Origin of the sequence: Acetoanaerobium pronyense, assembly GCF_017874355.1 — a bacterium.
GTDB classification, from domain to species: domain Bacteria; phylum Bacillota; class Clostridia; order Peptostreptococcales; family Filifactoraceae; genus Acetoanaerobium; species Acetoanaerobium pronyense.
Map to the genome: position 1 here is coordinate 159,577 of NZ_JAGGLI010000002.1, position 18,152 is coordinate 177,728.

Below are 18,152 nucleotides of genomic sequence, written 5' to 3' on the forward strand. Positions count from 1 at the left end.
TATAATGGATCATTTTTCCAAAGACTTTGAAGTCTTAGAGTCGAATTCAGAGCTTTTAAAAGCCCTTGCTCACCCTGTAAGACTATGTATAGTTAAAGGTCTAATCGAAAACGGCCCTTGCAATGTAAGCAATATGCACAATTGTTTGAACCTTCCTCAATCCACAGTGTCTCAGCATGTATCTAAGCTAAGATCAGCTGGTATACTTAAAGGTTTTAGAAACGGGACAGAAATCGTTTATGAAATTAGTGACAAAAAAGTTGAGAGTATCGTAAAGGCTATGTTTGAAATTTAAAAACTTATAGAGGATATATCTTCATAAGTTTTTAAATTTTTCTAAAATATATCGTTTTATCTAAATATTAAATTGTTACGGAGGATGCTATGAAAAAAATACTAATCGTTGGCGGGGTTGCTGGTGGTGCTACTACAGCAGCAAGACTTAGAAGACTTGATGAGAATGCAAAGATAGTAATGTTTGAAAGAGGAGAATATATCTCTTTTGCAAACTGCGGACTTCCTTATTACATAGGGGGAGTAATACCAGAGCGAGACTCTCTACTTGTACAAACTGTAGAAGGTATGTCAGATAGATTTAATATGGATATAAGAAACTTTAGTGAAGTAATATCCATAGATAAGGAAGGAAAAAAAGTAACTGTAAAGGATGTAAAGACGGGAAAAACATACGAAGAATCTTATGATGTACTTGTACTTTCTCCTGGGGCTAACCCTATAAAACCTCCTATAAAAGGACTTGAAGAAGCAACTAACGTATTTACCCTTAGAAATATCCCAGACACAGATTCAATAAAAAAATATGTGGATGAAAATAAACCACAGGAATCTGTCGTAATAGGCGGAGGATTCATAGGTATAGAGATGGCAGAAAATCTTGTTCATAAGGGAGTTAAAGTGACTCTTGTGGAAATGGCAGATCAGGTCATGGCTCCATTTGACTCTGAGATGGCAAGCATCCTTCATACCCATCTAAAGGACAAGGGAGTTAATTTAATACTCTCAGATGGGGTGTCTCACTTTGAAAATAAGGGAGCAAAAGTTGTATTAAATAGTGGCACTGAGATAAATACTGACCTAACTATACTGTCAATCGGTGTAAAGCCAGAAAATGAACTGGCAAAGTCAGCTAATCTTGCCCTTGGTGAAAGAGGTCATATAAAGGTCGATAAAAATATGATGACATCTGATCCTAATATATACGCAATCGGGGATGCCGTAGAGACTGTAGATTATATATTCGGTTCTCCTGCCGCAGTACCTCTTGCATGGCCAGCAAATAGACAGGGAAGAATTGTTGCAGACAGAATCTGCGGCATTGATTCAAAATACAGTGGTACTCTTGGTACATCGGTTGCTAAGGTATTTGACCTTACAGCTGCTTCAACAGGCCATAACGAAAAAGCTTTACAACGAATGGGCATAAATAATTACAAAAAAATTCATATACATCCAGGTTCTCATGCTGGATACTACCCAGGGGCTTTTCCTATCTCCCTTAAATTAATATTTGAAGTTCCAAGCGGAAAAATCCTTGGAGCACAAGGGATAGGTTATGACGGAGTGGAAAAGAGAATTGATGTCCTTGCAACTGCTATAAAGGGTAATCTTAGTGTAAGAGATATTACAGATCTTGAACTTTCATATGCTCCTCCATATTCCTCTGCAAAAGACCCTGTGAATATGGCAGGATATGTTGCAAGCAATATACTTGATGGCCTTGTTGATGTAATTTACTATAATGAAATAGATGAACTAATATCAAACGGAGGGGTATTAATAGATGTAAGAGATGCTATGGAAATAGAGCTCGGTGCAATCGATGGTCATATAAATATACCTCTTAATGAGCTTAGAGATAGGATAGATGAGATTCCTAAAGATAAGGATATCTATGTTACTTGTCAGGTTGGCCTTAGAGGATATATAGCCTCAAGAATTTTAGCTCAGCACGGCATAAAATCAAAAAATCTCGATGGAGGTTATAAGACTTATTCTCAGGTATATGGCTCTCCTTTTGAAGGAAATACTTGCTGCGCCTTTGTTGATGACAGCGGCGAGATGCATGTATCTTGCGATGATGATTATCTGACTGAAAGTGAAAATATAGATAGGGTGGTAGATGCTAGGGGACTCCAGTGTCCTGGTCCAATAGCTAGAGTATATAAAGAAATAAAAGAAATGAAGGATGGTCAGCTCCTTGAGGTCCTGGCAACTGATCCTGGCTTTGGAAAGGATATTTCTGCATGGTGCTCAAAAACTGGTAATACAATCATTTCATCAGAGTTTCAAAAAAGCTATTTTAGAAGTGTAATTAGAAAAGGTAAATCTACGCCCAAGTTAGCCCCTACCTCTTCTGTAGAGCTAAAAGAAGATAAAAACGGGGCAACTCTTGTTGTATTTAGTGGAGATATGGACAAAGCCATGGCATCCTTTATAATAGCAACAGGTGCCGCTTCTATGGGCAAGGAAGTAACTATGTTTTTCACTTTCTGGGGACTTAATATCCTTAGAAAAGAAGGAGTAAAGGTAGAGAAAGACACCCTTGAGTCTATGTTTGGAAAAATGATGCCTGAAGGTCCTAAAAAGCTAAAGCTGTCCAATATGAACATGGGCGGAATGGGTTCTAAGATGATAAACTACGTAATGAAAAAGAAAAACGTGGATGACCTTGAAACACTTATAAAAAACGCTCAGGATTTAGGTGTGAAGCTTGTAGCTTGTGCTATGAGTATGGATATAATGGGTATCAAGGAGCAGGAGCTAATAGATGGAGTAGAAATAGCTGGAGTAGCTTCATATCTTGCTGAAACAGATTCATCAAATCTTAATTTATTTATATAAAACCCATCTTATTTATAAAGCAATATCCGATTAGTTAAAATTAAAAACAGCTGGAGATTTTGATTTCTCTAGCTGTTTTTTTATTTTTGAATAATATTTAAATTCTTTTCACAATAAAATGAGATACCAGTCCCGACTCCAGGTATCTCATTTTAAGAAATTAAGGCACATTTCTTTAAAAAATTATTCAGTTGTGAAATCGAGTTTTTTTCGATGCTATTACCTCCCAAATTTTCCTTTGTTAAAATCTTTAATTTAAAAGATTAACTTACTTTGGGTTAACCTTAAGCTGAAATCAATTATAGATTTACAGATAAGATTAAGTTTGAAACTTTATTTCTGATACTTTTGTCATCCGCTTCACTTTCGGTGGGAATGACTAATGTTTTCATATTCTATTAGAGTGGAAACCCTAATTCTATGTCCCCTAACTTCTTATAGAATATATACCTCAGTTTAAAGATGATAAACATAAAATTAAAATTAATTCTTAAATTTTTTAAAGGTTTAATTTTTTAAACCTCTGAAAATATTAGCATTTCAAGCCCCTAGAGCTATCCATATTTCAGAGGTTTATCTAAATAATTTTATTTTAAAAAATGGTTTTTATCCTATAGAGTTTGTGGCTCCTCATACTCTACGTCAAAGGTTTCTACTGTCATTTCCTTTATCTTTTGCTCTTCTAGAGGCTTATCTGAAAAATTAGTCTTTACATCCTCTATTCTTTCAACCTCTTCTATTCCCTCTATTACTCTTCCAAAAGCTGCGTATGAACCATCAAGATGAGGACTTTTAGCTGTCATTAAGAAAAACTGAGAGCCAGCAGAATCAGGATGGCCAGATCTAGCCATAGATATAACACCTTTTTCATGCTTTAGGTTGTTTGTATGACCATTACTTGAAAATTCTCCCTTGATAGAGTAATTTGGACCGCCCATTCCATTTCCATTTGGGTCACCGCCTTGTATCATAAAGCCTTTTATAACCCTATGAAATATAAGGCCATCATAGAAACCCTTTTTAACTAAAGATATAAAGTTATTTACAGTATTTGGCGCTATATGTGGATAAAGCTCCACTTTTATATCATTTCCACTTTCCATCTTTATCGTAACTACTGGATTTTGATTCATAAATACCTCCTAAATATTGTTTATTTATCTTTTAAATTATATCATATAGATATTTTCTAATCCTATATCATATATTTATTTTTATTAAAATCAGGAAGTTTTATTTTTCAGCTAATCCATGCTTCTAGATGCTATTACATTAGCTCCAGTTCCAAGTACATTTGAAAGTATTACTTCTTTTGATTTGATTGGTGCATTCACTTCTATTTTAGATATTTCTTTCATTACTTCAAAAATCTTTTCCTTAGGTATATCTCTATCTGTCCTTACTGGAAGTCTATTTAAAAGTCCATTTTTTATACTCACAGTGGTAGTAAGAGGTCTAGTAGGGTTAGTCAATTCTCTAACTGCATAATCAACACCTCGAGGGCATTTGTTGCCTATTACTTTTAGTCCAGACGCTTGTGAACTATCTTCCAATATAGTCATCTTGCATCCGATAGGACATACTATACAAATCATATTTTTCAAACTTTACATCCCCTTTACAACTTCTATTGAAATATTTTCAAAATCTCCTGAACTTAGCTCTTCAAGTTTTAGATTTACAGTCTCCATTTCACCTGGTGCTACATGAGCTTTTTTAATTTCTTTTATAAGTTTGCCATCACCTTTTACTACGAATTTCACATTGCTATATACGTTGTCTGTTCTCATCATCATCTGGATTTCTTTATCCACATTTTTTACTCTAACGTAATGAGGAACTATGTATCTTATACCATCTCCAGCTTTAAAAGATATTTTTCCCCCATCATCTTTTATGTTGCCTTTAATATACTCAGCTGCGCTTTTCCCTGCCTTTTGACTTTCTTTGGTTACCCAGTCAACAAGGTCATGAACATGAACCACATTTCCACATGCAAATATACCTTCAACTGATGTCTCCATTGATTCATTAACTATAGGTCCTGAGGTGATTTTGTCTAGCTCAATATTTGCCGATTTTGATAGTTCATTTTCAGGTATTAGGCCTACAGAAAGAAGTAAGGTATCACAATCAAATTTTATTTCAGTTCCCTCTATAGCCTTAAAGTTTTCATCCACTTTAGCTATTGTTACAGAGTCTACTCTATCCTTCCCAGTTACATCTACAACGGTATGGCTAAGATATAAAGGTATGTTGTAATCTTCAAGACACTGAACTATATTTCTTGTAAGTCCACCTGAAAAAGGCATAAGCTCTGCTACTGCAAGTACCTGCGCACCTTCTAGAGTAAGTCTTCTAGCCATTATAAGACCAATATCTCCAGAGCCTAATATTACAATTTTCTTCCCAACCATATACCCTTCCATATTTACAAATCTCTGTGCAGTTCCAGCTGTAAGTACTCCGGCTGGTCTGCTTCCAGGGATTCTTATCGCTCCCCTAGCCCTTTCTCTACATCCCATAGCAAGGATTATAGCCTCAGCCTTTATATTCATTATTCCATCTATAGAATTCATAGCAACCACTTCTTTATCTTCAGTCAGTTCCAGAACCATAGTATCTAGTTTGTACTCTATTCCCATTCCTAAAAGCTCATCTATAAATTTTTCAGCATATTCTGGTCCTGTAAGCTCTTCCTTAAATACATGTAATCCAAATCCATTGTGAATACACTGCTGAAGTATCCCACCAAGCTCTCTGTCTCTTTCAATAACAAGTATATTTTCTACGCCATTTTTTTTTGCTTCAATGGCTGCGGCAAGCCCTGCAGGCCCTCCTCCAATTACAACAAGCTCATAATTAACCACTATTTTACCTCCTAGGCTTTTTGTATTTTAAATTAATCCTCTCTACTTTGTCTTTCCAGTTAAAATATAAGAGCCTTTTCCGTCTTTTAAAACCTCTGTTATATCTACATCCATCTCTTTTGCTAGAATCTCCATAACTCTTGGAGCACAAAAACCTCCCTGACAACGTCCTCCGCCTGGTCTCGCTCTTCTTTTTACTCCATCAAGAGTTGTAGCTCCTACCTTTCTCTTTGCCACATCCACAATTTCCCCTTCTGTGATATGCTCGCATCTGCATATAACTCTTCCAAATCTATCGTCTTGTTCTATTAGCTTGGCTTTTTCTTCCTGAGAAAGGTCTGCAAAATGTATACTTGGTCTTCTTATTCCGTTAAAGCTTTTATTTTCATCTATATCCTTAAGTATTCCTTTTACTATTTCCATTACATACTCTGCAATTGCAGGAGCAGCTGTAAGTCCTGGCGAATCTATAGCTGCCACATTTATAAATCCCTTTGATTTTGATTCCTCAATAATAAAATCCTGAGAAGCTGTCTTTGCCCTAAGTCCGCTAAAAGATGTAATCACAGTTCCAAAGCTAAGGCTGTTTTTAAGAGTTTCTTTTGTATGTTTTTCAAGATTTACAAGTCCATTCCAACTTGTAGATAAATCCTTCTTATCATCAACATACTCAGCTGTAGGACCAATAAGAAGATTCCCATGTACAGTAGGTAATATTACAGCTCCCTTTCCATCCTTTGAAGGACATCTAAAGACTACTGTATTTACTGTATCTCCTACACTTTTATCAAACAAATTGTATTCACCCTTATTTGGAACTATTTCAAATAAAGGCTCATTTACCATGTTGTTTATCTCATCTGAATAAAGGCCTGCGCAGTTAATTACAAGCTTTGCATTATATTTTTTTTCATTTGAATGAACGATGTATGTACCTTCATTTTTTTCTATATTTGTTACTTCAGTATTTAGAAGCACCTCAACTCCATTTTCAGCCGCATTTTCAAGCATGGCTATAGAAAGCTCCCAAGGTCCTACAATACCTCCAGTTTTAGCATAAAGAGCTCCTGCAACTTCCTCTTTCAAGTTTGGTTCCAGCTCTAAAACTCTGTCTTTTCCTATGATTTCCATATCTGGTACATTGTTTTCAATACCTCTGTCATAAAGCTCTTTTACCATCTTCATTTCATCGTCATTAAATGCAACTACAAGAGAACCAATCCTTTTAAAAGGAACGCTTAGATCTTTACATATAGTTTCATAAATTTCATTTCCTCTAACATTAAATCTAGCTTTTAATGTCCCTGGAGTTGCATCGTAGCCCGCATGAACTATTGCACTGTTTGCTTTGGTAGTACCATTAGCTACATCATTGTCCTTTTCAAGCACCAAGGTTTTCAGATTATATCTTGAAAGTTCTCTAGCTATTGAGCTACCAGTTATTCCAGATCCTATTATTATCACATCGTACATCTATAATTCCTCCCTGAAACTTAGATGATATTAAAAAAAGCCACAGAAACTAAAGCCCAAAATTATAATGGGGTTTAGTCCTGTGGCTCTCCTAATCTCAGCCTAATACTCATATTAAATATCTATAAAAATATGATATCATATGAAAAATTAAATTGCAAACAGGACTATCTATTTTAGTTTCCATTTATATTTCCCCAAATAACTTGAGATACTCCTTTTACATTTTTTAGATTTTCAAAACAATCTGCAACTTTATATTCTTGACAAATTTTTATTAAAAAATGAATTTCTATAGAACCTTCAGTTCCTCCAAGTACTATATCATCCACTTTATAATCTTCAAATTCAAAGCTATCTTCTGAATTTCTAAATATTTGTATTGATTTTATAATCATATTACTTTTACCAAAGGCATGACCAATATCTCCAAGTAATCCAGGTCTTTCTCCACATTTAACAATTACTTGATTATATTTTTTACTCAGAACTTTTTTTTCTACTCTCCCTAATCCAGTTAAAGAAACTAAAACTATTACTGCTGTAATTAAGGCCCCTGTATAATATCCCACACCAATAGCAAGGCCTAGTCCTCCACATACCCATATAGTAGCAGCTGTAGTAAGTCCTCTTATTGTGTTTCCATTTCTAAGTATAGTTCCAGCCCCTAAAAAACCTATTCCGCTTACGACTTGGGCTGCAAGTCTAGCCGGATCTCCCGTTCCTTGTGGATAACTAAATGCCTGAGTGGATAGTAGCATAATTAACGTTGAACCAAGGGTTACCAAAATATGAGTCCTTAGACCAGCAGGTCTGTTATTTGCTTCCCTTTCCATTCCAATAAGTCCACCAATTACAGCAGAGAGTACAAGTCTTAGCACAAGTTCATATTCAGTTAGCATTTTCCTCTTCCTCTCTTTGATTTTAAAATTTTTAGAATTTTACAATAAATTCGTTTTACAATAAAAAAGCAATAAGCAAATAGAACCTCTATTTACTTACTGCCGACACTCCTAATCTCCTGCCATATTCTCTATTTAATTTTATTTTATAAATCCCATAACTCTTTCTTTCCAGTCGAGGTCCCAAGGGCTCCCGCTTTAAGTATATCCATTATATCCTGCTTGGTACTTATAAGCCCCCCTGCAATTACAGGAGTGGATATTTCCTTTGTGATTCTACTAATAATTTGTGGCATTACTCCCGGCATGATCTCTATCATATCAGGTTTTATAGTCTTTACGCTTTTTATTGTCATATCATATGATTTATTGTCAATTAAAAAGAATCTTTGAATTGTAAACATTCCCTTTTCTTTTGCAAGCTTGATATGACTACTCTTAGTACTTATTATTCCATCCGGCTGAATTACTTTAACTATATATTCTATAGCTTTTGAATCCTTCCCTATCCCCTCTAAAAAATCTATATGAATCAGTACACTTTTTCCAGATGCTTTTACCTTGTCCACTATAGACTTTACATTGAAAATATCGGCGCTTAGCAAAAATATTGTTTTTACATCTGAGGCTATAGCAAGCTCTACATCAGTTTCATTTTGAACAGCCGCTATAATAGGGTTATCTTCTATTCTCTCTACAATTATATTACTCATTATATCAGTCCTTTTGGATTATTATAAATCCTAACTTAATGCATTTTAAGTAAGAATGTCTTTTAATTTATCAATATTATTTTAATTTTAAATCTGGATAGTTTGTAATAATTCCTTCAACCCCTAAATTTTCAAGTCTTTGTTTTGATTTCTCATCATTTACAGTCCAAGTATAAACCTTCATTCCTCTATGATGTATCTCTTTCACAAAATCCTCTATTAAATAATAATTACAAGGATGAACACTATATAGGTTCAAATCAGTTGAATCAAAATAATTTATTGGATTAAGCATATGAGCTTCATATAGTATTCCTAGTTTTATTTCAGGGTTTAATTCCTGAACTTTTTTAAGGCAGGTGTGGTTAAATGAGGATATTATCGTATTCTCAATTCTTTCATTTTTCTCTAAAATTTCTACAACTTTTTTTTCAAGGCCTCTACTATCAAAGGATCTGCTTTTTATTTCAACATTAAGAAGTAGGTCTTTTGGTAAATGTCTTACAACATCTTCTAGTGTTGGAACCTTTTCACCTTTAAAATCTTTCGAAAACCATGATCCTGCATCAAAAGTTTTTATTTCCTCGTAAGTTAAATCCTTAACTTCTCCAGAGCCGCTTGTGGTCCTATCAAAAGTCCAGTCATGATGGACAATTACAACTTCATCTTTAGTAAGCTGTACATCCATCTCTATTCCATCACAGCCTTGATTTATGGCTATATCCATAGCTGCTATAGTGTTTTCTGGAGCATACCCTGAGGCTCCTCTGTGAGCAATTATAAGCATCTGCACACCTTCCTCCCTTTTCATTTTGTTTAGTATATTAAATCAGGTAAGAACATAATAAGTCCTGGCATATACGTTATTATTAACAGTGCTACAAGAAGTGCAATTATAAAAGGTATACTCTCTCTTACAAATTCCATAATAGGAAGCCCTGTAATCGTACAAGTTGTAAACATCATAGAGCCAAATGGCGGAGTCACGCCTCCAATCATTATATTAACTATAGCTATAAGACCAAAGTGAACCGGGTCCACTCCAAGTTGTACTACTACTGGCACAAGTAGAGGCGCAAGTATAATTAACGCAGCTCCACCTTCAAGGAACATTCCCATAGCAAGAAATAATATATTTATAATAAGTAGCATCAAATATTTATTGTTCGTAACATCAAGAAGTCCAGAAGCTATAATCTGAGGTATTCTTTCCCAACTCATATAGTATCCAAACACAGATGCAGCTACAATTATAAGTACAACTGAACTGGTTCCATATATAGTGTCTTTTAGTATCTCTTTAAAGTGATGAATTTTAAGTTCTTTGTATACAAAAAATCCTACAAGTGTGCAAAAGAGTACGGCTATTGCTCCAGCTTCAGTTGGAGTAAACATACCAAATCTAAGACCTAGTATTATACCAAATGGTAAAAATAATGCCCAGCTAGATTCTTTTATCTGCTTTAAAACCTCTATAGGTCTTGCCTTTTTCTCCCTCGATGGCTTATATCCTCTTTTTTTAGAAATAATAGAAACAGTTAACATCAAACTTATACACATTATAAGCCCCGGAACATAACCTGCTATAAATATCTTACCAACAGAAACTTGAGCTATAAGTGCATATATTATAAGATTTATTCCTGGTGGTATAACTGGTGCAATAGCAGAAGACGCTGCTGTTATTGCAGTTGAAAACCCTTTGCTATACCCTCTTTTTTCCATCTCTGGAACTAGAATCTTACACTGCATCGCAGCATCGGCGTTAGCAGAACCTGAAACTCCTCCCATAAGAGTACTTAGTACAACATTTACCTGTGCAAGTCCTCCTACCATATGCCCCGTCATAACATCAGCCATTTTCATAAGTTTTGAACTAATTCCAGCATAATTCATTATAGATCCAGCCATAATGAAAAATGGTATAGCAAGCAGAGGAAATGATGCTGTGCTAGTTATAAATCTTTGAAGTATAAGGTCAACAGGGCTTCCTGTATTAATAAATGTAAAATAAGATAAAGATGCTGCAAAAAGAGCATATGCTATTGGTATACTTGAAAAATATAATAAAAAAACAATTGTTACTGGAAGAAATTGCATATATAAGTCACCCCTATTCTATAATTTCCAGCTTTGATTTTCCAAAAAAGAGTCTTAAATCTTTGATAAAAAATTTAATCGAATATAGAGTCATAAGTCCAAAGCCCACGAGAAGTGCGGCACTTACATAAGCAGATGAAATTCCAAGCACAGCTGTTGGCTTTATATATGATAACCTAATAAAAATATAACTTAAATATGAAATATATCCATTTAAACCAATTAACATAATATGTACAAGAAGAGTTATTATCTTTTGCATCATAGGAGGTGCAAACTGTACTAGAATATCAATCCCTATATGCATTCCTCTTTTGTAGCAAGCTGCAGAGCCTATGAAAACACTCCAAACAAAGCAAGTTGTTGCCACCTCTTCTGACCAGTATAACCCAGTATTGAATACATATCTTAAAATAACATTCATTATAACTAAAATTACTGTTATGCTAATAAAAAAAGAACTTATTATTTCTTCTGCATTTTTAAGTATGATATTAAGAAAGCTCTTCATATGCATTGCTCCTTATATAAAATTTAAAAAATAATTTTTTATTTTTCACAATCTATAACTAAGGTTTATAATACTCTACCCTCCTAAAAGATACAGTATTATAAACCTATTTTATGATATTTGGACGAAGCTTTAAACTTCATCCAAATATCCCCTTAAACTTTACTGTAATCTTTCCCTAATTATTGTAAGTTCTTCTTGAAGCATATCGTATATCCCTGGTGTAAGTCCCGGGAAAGTATCATAAATTGGTCTTGTCGCTTGTACAAAAGCCTCTTTATTTACTTCATTAAACTGAACTCCAAAAGACTCAAGCTCAGCAACAACATTACTATGCTCTGTTTTTCCTATTTCAACCATCTCTGCAGCGCCTTTTTCAAACTCTTCTGCAATTATAGCTTGGTATTCTGCTGGTATTTTATCCCATACGTCTGTAGATATATAAACTCCACAAGTTCCAAGGAAATGCTGAGTAAAGGCAACGTTTTTCTTTATCTCATATATCTTATTTCCTATGTTTGTAAACTCAGAACCTTCTATTCCATCAACAACTCCTTGTTGCATTGCTGATATTGTTTCTCCCCAAGGAAGTGGAGTTACAGTTGCGCCCATTGCTGTAAGCGTCTCTATAAATAGCTGGCTACCTGGAGTTCTTATCTTCATACCTCTTAAATCCTCTGGAGTTTCTATCACTTTATCAGTTATAACATTTCTAAATCCAAATACATAATCAAGAGCTAATATTTTAATCCCTTTTTCTTCCGCTTTTGCTACCATATCATTTACTAAATCAGTTCTTACCATTTCAACATACTCATCATAGCTGTTGTAAAGCATTGGTCCAACTAATGCCGTAAAGTCTGGAACATAATCACCTACGTACGATGGATCTTCTACTGATATAAAATCTGCTCCCCTTACAACTTGTTCTAGCCCATCTTTATAAACCGCTATTTGTCCCTGAGGGAACGTTTGAATCTCAATTGCTCCATTTGTTCTATCGTAGATTCTTTCAGCAACCCAATCCATTGACTTAGTTAACTGTTCTTCAGGACTAAAAACGTGACTTAGTCTTAAAACTAACTTGTAGTCATCTCCTTCACTAGCTGCTGGTGCCTCTGCCCCTCCTGTTTCTGTTGGTGTGCTAGTGCATCCCGCTAGAAAAGCTGTAGTTAGTGCAAAAAGTGCTAATACAGAACCAAATCTCTTTAGTCTTCTTTTCATTGATAATCCTCCTTTTAATGTTTTATTAATAAATTGCAAATTGCAATCATTAATCACCATTTCTTTTGAATACGTTTTCCACACTTTAATAATCCTCTTATTAGATTAACAATATATTCCCTAAAGTGTCAATCTTTCTAGGTTTTTAAAGGTATTTTAGTATTTATGGGCAATAAAAAATCAACATAAACAACACCATTATAGAAAATAGCGTTATTTGTGTTGACACTCCATATCTCCTGTCGTTTATTTAATTTGCATTCGGGAAAAGTCGGAATTTTCAATTTATAAGTTATAAGTTATATAATATCATATATTTTATTTTTGTAAAGCTTACAAATAGATATTGTAGTAAAACTTAATTATATTTATTTATGTTAATCTTCTTTTAATTTACGAATCTCTAGGATATTTTCATTATATGACAAATCCCTTATCACCTTTAAGATATCCATAGACCTTGGTAGATTCAAAGTATATATACAACCTTTGACACCCTCATCTGAACCCCTTATAAAATCCATATCTACTACTCGAATATTCTTATTCATAAAATATGTATCTATAAAATCTACAGTTTTAGATTTTTTTGTAAACTCAAGCTCTACCCTCACAGTTGCTCCATCGTGGAAAAGCTTTTTTTGGAATTTTTTTAAAGAAATAAGAACCATAACACAAATAAAAAGAGCAGAAATACTAATTAAATAATAACCATATCCTATACTAATACCAAGACATGCCACAAGCCACAGCGTAGCCGCAGTTGTAAGTCCCTTTATTGAGCCCTTAGTATGAATAATAGTTCCCGCTCCCAAGAATCCTATACCACTAATGACCTGAGCCGAAAGCCTTCCATAGTCTGCTCTTAAAATTTCAGCAAGTCTTGGATCACTTAATGCTCTCCTAATAATTTCCTAATTCATATTTACCTGAATAAGGGAAATAACACACGCACCTATACATACCAAAATATGGGTTCTCAAGCCTGCAGGACGATTCTTATATTCTCTTTCATACCCTATTATTCCACCTGCAAAAACTGCTATGGCGAGTCTAATCAATATCTCTCCATAATACATATCCACTCACCCCATTTTTTACTAAAGTGCTTTCAACAAACTATTGAAATATACTTTTTTATTCTTTTATCTTTAAGATTTTTTTAAAAATCTATTTCAGATATTTAAAAGTCTCCTTATATCCATAAGGAGACTTTTAAACTTCCTTATATTTGTGAAATCATTTCCTTTACAGAAGCAAATGCATAATCCGCTCGAATGGAACTAGATTTATAGTCAAATTCTTTTGTTTCCCCTGAAAATACAACAACAGATGTAATCCCTGCATTGATTCCTGTTTGAACATCCGTATAAAGTCTGTCCCCTACCATTACCATCGTAGACTTATCAAGCCCATACTTATCACTAATGCTCTCCACAACTTCTTTATTTGGTTTTCCAATCACTTTTGGCTTTTTTCCTGTAGATGCTTCTATCAGTGCTGCCATAGCCCCTGCATCAGGCATAAATGCACCTTGTGGAAGAGGACAGTTAAAGTCAGGGTGGGTTGCAATATATTCTACACCCTTTGATATGTATTCACAAGCACCCCACAGTTTTTCATATGTAAGAGTTGTGTCAAATCCCAGTACTACAAAATCAATGTCTTGACCTCTTTCTTTGATGACCTCAAATCCCTCACTTATGAATTCTTCTTCAAGAGCTGGTGTGCCCAAAAGATAAACTTTTGCACCCTTATGCTGCCTTTTTAGATATCTAGTTGTTGCTTCACCAGAAGTAAAAATCTCTTCTTTATCAGCATCAATACCTAAATTTCTAAGCTTTTCTACGTAAATACTTTTACTTTTAGAAGAATTATTTGTTAAAAATATATATCTTCTACCACTTTTTTTTATAGCCCTTAAAAAATCTACAGCCCCTTCAATAAGCTCGTTTCCCAGAAAAATAGTGCCATCCATATCTAGAAGAAATGTACTTTTATTTTTTAAATTACTCAAAATAAAACTCCTTTACTTAAAGAGATTAAATGTAAACAGTGCAACACTTTCCGAATAAGTTATCGCTAGAAGAACTATCATTAAAGCACCAATAAATGGCCAAACCTCTTTGATAAAATCTTCTAGCTTTACGTCGACTATGGAGCAGACTGTAAACATCATAGATCCAAAAGGCGGTGTTAATCCACCAATCATAATATTTACAATAAAAATCATACCAAAATGCAGTGGATCAATTCCAAAAGTTTTAACTGCTGGCACAAGAAGTGGCGCAAGAATAACTAGAGCAGCTCCACCCTCTAGGAACATACCAATAAAGAGAAGCAGAAGGTTAATAACCAGAAGTATCACTATAGGACTATCTGTCATATTTACCAAAAGCTCAGTAACCATCTGAGGAATTCTCTCTAAAGTTAGGTAATATCCAAAAACTTTTGCACTGGCAATTATAGCCATAACCGCACCAGTTCCTTTTACAGTATCCATAAGGACTTCAGGAATATGCTTGAGTTTTAGTTCCTTGTATACAAAGAAACCAACTATTGTAGCAAAAAGGACAGCAACCCCTCCAGCTTCTGTAGGTGTGAATATACCAAAACGCATTCCCATTATAATTCCAAATGGTATAAAAAGAGCCCATATAGACTTAATAAATTGTCTAAAAATATCACCAAAAGAAGCTATTCTTTCTCTTGAAGGCTGATAGTTTCTTTTTATAGATATAATTCTTACAGCAATCATAAGAGCTATAGCCATTAGAATCCCTGGCATATAAGCTGCTAAGAACATATCTCCAACTGCTACATTGGCGATTAATGCATATAATATCAGATTCGTTCCAGGAGGAATTACTGGACTTATAGCTGAGGATGCTGCAGTTATAGCTGCAGAGAACGGTAGGGAAAACCCTTTTTTTTCCATTTCAGGCACAAGAATCTTAGACTGCATCGCAGCATCAGCATTCGCAGAACCTGATATTCCTCCCATAAGAGCACTAAGCAGAACATTTACCTGTGCAAGACCACCTTTAGTATGTCCTACTAAAACATCAGCAAAGTCCATAAGGGCCCCGGAAATCCCAGAGTGATTCATTACAGACCCTACCATAATAAAGAAAGGTACTGCGAGATATGGAAATGATTCAACTGCTGTAACAAATTGCTGAATAACCATCTGCATAGGCATAGAGTTATTTATAAACACAAAATAAAATAGAGAAGACCCCATAAGTGCAAAAGCTATTGGGATATTCAAGAAAAAAAGTATGAAAAGTACTATAATCGGTAATATCGATTCCATTATTCATCTACCCCCTGATCTTCTGGGTCACCAATATCAAGTTTGACATCTCTTTTAAGAAATACTTTTCTGATACTTTGTACCAGGAAGTAAATAGAGTAAATGGTGATTAGCGCGAATGAAAAAACAATTGAAATATAAATATATTTATAGGAAAATTCTAAAGCTGCAGTAATCTTAGTCGATCCCATAAAATACAAAAAGCTTAAGTATAGCATAGTTCCTGAGAGCACTGTAACAATTGCTGAAGTCAGCATAAGTACTACAGGTTTATATTTTTCTTTCACAAGATTAGTCAAAACTTCAACACCAATAAGTCCTTTAGTTTTATAGGCATTTGCAAATCCTAGAAATATTACCCAAACAAAAGCTCCTACTGCTATTTCTTCTGTCCAATGATATGTAAATTTCAAAAAATATCTAGTAAATACATTGATTAATACTAGTACAGTAGTTACTGATAAAAATACTGAACCAATATAAAGTTCAAAGTGCACAAAGAACTTTCTCATATGTTCTTTCATCTTTTCCTCCTGGATGGCATTTTCTTTTTATTTTAGAAGTATCTCAAAATTTTCAATAGCATTCCCCTTAATAATAAGAGGAATGCTATTAATAGTGATAATAAGATTAAATTAACAGCTACAGTTCAGCCTTAATTTTTTCTAATTCTTCAAGAATTCTTTCATATATACCAGGTGTCCACTGAGGGAACTTTGTATATACTGGTTCTGCAGCTTTTAAGAATGCTTCTGCGTCAACTTCATGGAAGTTTACCCCTTCAGCCTTTAGAAGCTCTGCAAACTCTGCTTCAGCTTTTACAGTTTCATCAAGATTATCTTGCATTCCTTTTTCAAATTCCTCAGAAATAATAGTTTGTTGCTCTTCTGTAAGTTCATCCCATAGTTTATCAGAAATAACTACAGCAGAAACACCTAGAAGGTGATTTGTTAAAGAGTATTCTTTAACATTTTCATACTGCTGAGTTCCGTAGTAAGTCATTATTGAACCTTCAACTCCATCTATAACTCCCTGCTGAATTGCTGCATAAGTGTCTGGGTATGGCATTGAAACAGGATTTCCACCCATGGCTTCTATAGTGTATGTATACAGCTGGCTGGTAGGGACACGAATATTTAATCCTTTCATATCATCTGGATGTGTGATAGGTTTGTTTGTCATCATGCTTCTAAATCCAAATACCCAATCAAGAGAAAGTACTTTAACGCCATGCTCTTCTTCAATCTTTTGGTTTAGTTCCTGTACTAGTGGAGTCTTTGTCATACCAAAGTACTCATCAAAAGTTGAGTAAAGAAATGGTCCAGTGATAGCATTATAATCAGGCACATAGTCACCAAGGAAGTTTACTCCATCCACAAGAATCCAGTCTGAACCAGAAACTATCTGCTCCATACCATCTTTACCAATTGGAAGAACCCCACTTGTGAAAAGCTTTAGTTCTAAAGAACCGTTGCTTCTCTCATTAATCGCATTTACAACTTTATTTAGCGAGATAGCAGTCTGCTCGTCATCTACAAACTTTGTACTCACTGTGATTTCTTTTTTCTCTGGTGCTGGTGCTTCAGATCCATCGCTAGTGCTACCACTTTCATTACTTCCACATCCAGCTAATAAAGCTGTTGTTAAAGCAAAGAGCGCCAACATAGAACCGAATTTTTTTAAATTCATCTTCATTAATAATCCTCCCTTTAATGTTTTATTAATAAATTGCAAAATTGCAATTATCAATCAATGTTTAGGATACGTTTTCCAAGTTTCAACATTATCCCTCCCTAGCTTAACAATATATATCCATATGTGTCAATCTTTCTAGATTCTGAAATATAACTCAAACTAATAAAAGCAATAAAAAATCAACATAAAACAACACTATTAAAAACAGCGTTATTTTTGTTGTCACTCCATATCTCCTGTCATTTATTCACTTTTGTTAAAATATAATAGTCGGAATTTTCAAATTTATAGATTCTATATTACCTAAAAAAATTCTTCTTGTAAAGCTTACAAACTTAAACTTCGCACACAAATAAAACCTATGAACCTTGAAAATTCAATAATTGACAGATTAATAGTATACTTTAGACATATAAAACAAGCTTTTCTTTTAGAGCATTTGGCAAAGCCATTAAAAAACCTTCTAAAAAGTTGTCAATTTGTTCA

The 18,152-nt window shown here is 34.3% G+C and carries 16 protein-coding genes and 1 pseudogene; 2 read left to right on the top strand and 15 right to left on the bottom strand.

Going from position 1 to position 18,152, the window contains the following annotated elements:
* Positions 1 to 4: 4 nt before the first annotated feature.
* Entirely contained in the window at positions 5 to 295 is a 291-nt protein-coding gene (locus J2Z35_RS01905) for an ArsR/SmtB family transcription factor (RefSeq protein ID WP_209658794.1), read from the top strand.
* Positions 296 to 384: 89 nt separating this feature from the next.
* Positions 385 to 2,862, top strand: a complete 2,478-nt coding sequence (locus tag J2Z35_RS01910) for a CoA-disulfide reductase (protein ID WP_209658796.1) — start codon at positions 385 to 387, stop codon at positions 2,860 to 2,862.
* 611 nt (positions 2,863 to 3,473) lie between these two features.
* Here J2Z35_RS01910 and J2Z35_RS01915 read toward each other — a convergent pair.
* The 15 genes and pseudogenes from J2Z35_RS01915 to dctP form a co-directional block, all read right to left on the bottom strand.
* Positions 3,474 to 3,995 (bottom strand): peptidylprolyl isomerase, encoded by a 522-nt coding sequence (locus J2Z35_RS01915; protein WP_209658798.1) that lies wholly within the window; start codon positions 3,993 to 3,995, stop codon positions 3,474 to 3,476.
* Between the two features lie 111 nt (positions 3,996 to 4,106).
* The gene (locus tag J2Z35_RS01920) at positions 4,107 to 4,457 is read right to left on the bottom strand and encodes a DUF1667 domain-containing protein (RefSeq protein WP_209658833.1); all 351 of its coding nucleotides are present in this window, start codon (positions 4,455 to 4,457) and stop codon (positions 4,107 to 4,109) included.
* 12 nt (positions 4,458 to 4,469) lie between these two features.
* Positions 4,470 to 5,732 (bottom strand): NAD(P)/FAD-dependent oxidoreductase, encoded by a 1,263-nt coding sequence (locus J2Z35_RS01925; protein ID WP_209658800.1) that lies wholly within the window; start codon positions 5,730 to 5,732, stop codon positions 4,470 to 4,472.
* Positions 5,733 to 5,774: 42 nt separating this feature from the next.
* Positions 5,775 to 7,205 (bottom strand): NAD(P)/FAD-dependent oxidoreductase, encoded by a 1,431-nt coding sequence (locus J2Z35_RS01930; RefSeq protein WP_209658802.1) that lies wholly within the window; start codon positions 7,203 to 7,205, stop codon positions 5,775 to 5,777.
* 176 nt (positions 7,206 to 7,381) lie between these two features.
* Complete coding sequence (locus J2Z35_RS01935; protein ID WP_209658804.1) at positions 7,382 to 8,107, bottom strand: MgtC/SapB family protein; 726 nt, start codon at positions 8,105 to 8,107, stop codon at positions 7,382 to 7,384.
* A gap of 146 nt (positions 8,108 to 8,253) precedes the next feature.
* Positions 8,254 to 8,820, bottom strand: coding sequence for a glycerol-3-phosphate responsive antiterminator (locus J2Z35_RS01940; RefSeq protein WP_209658806.1), 567 nt, complete (start codon positions 8,818 to 8,820; stop codon positions 8,254 to 8,256).
* Between the two features lie 76 nt (positions 8,821 to 8,896).
* Positions 8,897 to 9,607 carry a glycerophosphodiester phosphodiesterase gene (locus tag J2Z35_RS01945; RefSeq protein ID WP_209658835.1) on the bottom strand — a complete coding sequence of 237 codons (711 nt, stop codon included), beginning with the start codon at positions 9,605 to 9,607 and terminating at the stop codon, positions 8,897 to 8,899.
* 29 nt (positions 9,608 to 9,636) lie between these two features.
* Entirely contained in the window at positions 9,637 to 10,920 is a 1,284-nt protein-coding gene (locus J2Z35_RS01950; RefSeq protein ID WP_209658808.1) for a TRAP transporter large permease, read from the bottom strand.
* Positions 10,921 to 10,933: 13 nt separating this feature from the next.
* Positions 10,934 to 11,431, bottom strand: a complete 498-nt coding sequence (locus J2Z35_RS01955) for a TRAP transporter small permease (RefSeq protein WP_245330704.1) — start codon at positions 11,429 to 11,431, stop codon at positions 10,934 to 10,936.
* Between the two features lie 162 nt (positions 11,432 to 11,593).
* Positions 11,594 to 12,655 (bottom strand): C4-dicarboxylate TRAP transporter substrate-binding protein, encoded by a 1,062-nt coding sequence (locus J2Z35_RS01960; protein ID WP_209658812.1) that lies wholly within the window; start codon positions 12,653 to 12,655, stop codon positions 11,594 to 11,596.
* A 377-nt stretch (positions 12,656 to 13,032) separates the two neighbouring features.
* Positions 13,033 to 13,734, bottom strand: a pseudogene (locus J2Z35_RS01965) (MgtC/SapB family protein).
* A gap of 146 nt (positions 13,735 to 13,880) precedes the next feature.
* A complete protein-coding gene (locus tag J2Z35_RS01970) occupies positions 13,881 to 14,672 on the bottom strand; it encodes an HAD-IIA family hydrolase (RefSeq protein ID WP_209658814.1) in 792 nt (263 codons plus the stop codon).
* A 12-nt stretch (positions 14,673 to 14,684) separates the two neighbouring features.
* Positions 14,685 to 15,971: a TRAP transporter large permease gene (locus tag J2Z35_RS01975; RefSeq protein WP_209658816.1), complete on the bottom strand. Its 1,287-nt coding sequence runs from the start codon at positions 15,969 to 15,971 to the stop codon at positions 14,685 to 14,687.
* Complete coding sequence (locus tag J2Z35_RS01980; RefSeq protein ID WP_209658818.1) at positions 15,971 to 16,495, bottom strand: TRAP transporter small permease; 525 nt, start codon at positions 16,493 to 16,495, stop codon at positions 15,971 to 15,973. Before J2Z35_RS01980 ends, J2Z35_RS01975 begins: the two co-directional genes overlap by 1 nt.
* A 118-nt stretch (positions 16,496 to 16,613) precedes the next feature.
* On the bottom strand, positions 16,614 to 17,666 hold the full coding sequence (gene dctP, locus J2Z35_RS01985; RefSeq protein ID WP_245330705.1) for a C4-dicarboxylate TRAP transporter substrate-binding protein: 1,053 nt from the start codon (positions 17,664 to 17,666) through the stop codon (positions 16,614 to 16,616).
* Positions 17,667 to 18,152: the final 486 nt, after the last annotated feature.

What these genes read in the sequence shown, in the direction of transcription:
- J2Z35_RS01905 (WP_209658794.1), top strand. Translation starts at nt 5, where the DNA reads ATGGATCATTTTTCCAAAGACTTTGAAGTCTTAGAGTCGAATTCAGAG.
- J2Z35_RS01910 (WP_209658796.1), top strand. Translation starts at nt 385, where the DNA reads ATGAAAAAAATACTAATCGTTGGCGGGGTTGCTGGTGGTGCTACTACA.
- J2Z35_RS01915 (WP_209658798.1), bottom strand. Translation starts at nt 3,995, where the DNA reads ATGAATCAAAATCCAGTAGTTACGATAAAGATGGAAAGTGGAAATGAT.
- J2Z35_RS01920 (WP_209658833.1), bottom strand. Translation starts at nt 4,457, where the DNA reads ATGATTTGTATAGTATGTCCTATCGGATGCAAGATGACTATATTGGAA.
- J2Z35_RS01930 (WP_209658802.1), bottom strand. Translation starts at nt 7,205, where the DNA reads ATGTACGATGTGATAATAATAGGATCTGGAATAACTGGTAGCTCAATA.
- J2Z35_RS01935 (WP_209658804.1), bottom strand. Translation starts at nt 8,107, where the DNA reads ATGCTAACTGAATATGAACTTGTGCTAAGACTTGTACTCTCTGCTGTA.
- J2Z35_RS01940 (WP_209658806.1), bottom strand. Translation starts at nt 8,820, where the DNA reads ATGAGTAATATAATTGTAGAGAGAATAGAAGATAACCCTATTATAGCG.
- J2Z35_RS01945 (WP_209658835.1), bottom strand. Translation starts at nt 9,607, where the DNA reads ATGCTTATAATTGCTCACAGAGGAGCCTCAGGGTATGCTCCAGAAAAC.
- J2Z35_RS01950 (WP_209658808.1), bottom strand. Translation starts at nt 10,920, where the DNA reads ATGCAATTTCTTCCAGTAACAATTGTTTTTTTATTATATTTTTCAAGT.
- J2Z35_RS01955 (WP_245330704.1), bottom strand. Translation starts at nt 11,431, where the DNA reads ATGAAGAGCTTTCTTAATATCATACTTAAAAATGCAGAAGAAATAATA.
- J2Z35_RS01960 (WP_209658812.1), bottom strand. Translation starts at nt 12,655, where the DNA reads ATGAAAAGAAGACTAAAGAGATTTGGTTCTGTATTAGCACTTTTTGCA.
- J2Z35_RS01975 (WP_209658816.1), bottom strand. Translation starts at nt 15,971, where the DNA reads ATGGAATCGATATTACCGATTATAGTACTTTTCATACTTTTTTTCTTG.
- J2Z35_RS01980 (WP_209658818.1), bottom strand. Translation starts at nt 16,495, where the DNA reads ATGAAAGAACATATGAGAAAGTTCTTTGTGCACTTTGAACTTTATATT.
- dctP (WP_245330705.1), bottom strand. Translation starts at nt 17,666, where the DNA reads ATGAAGATGAATTTAAAAAAATTCGGTTCTATGTTGGCGCTCTTTGCT.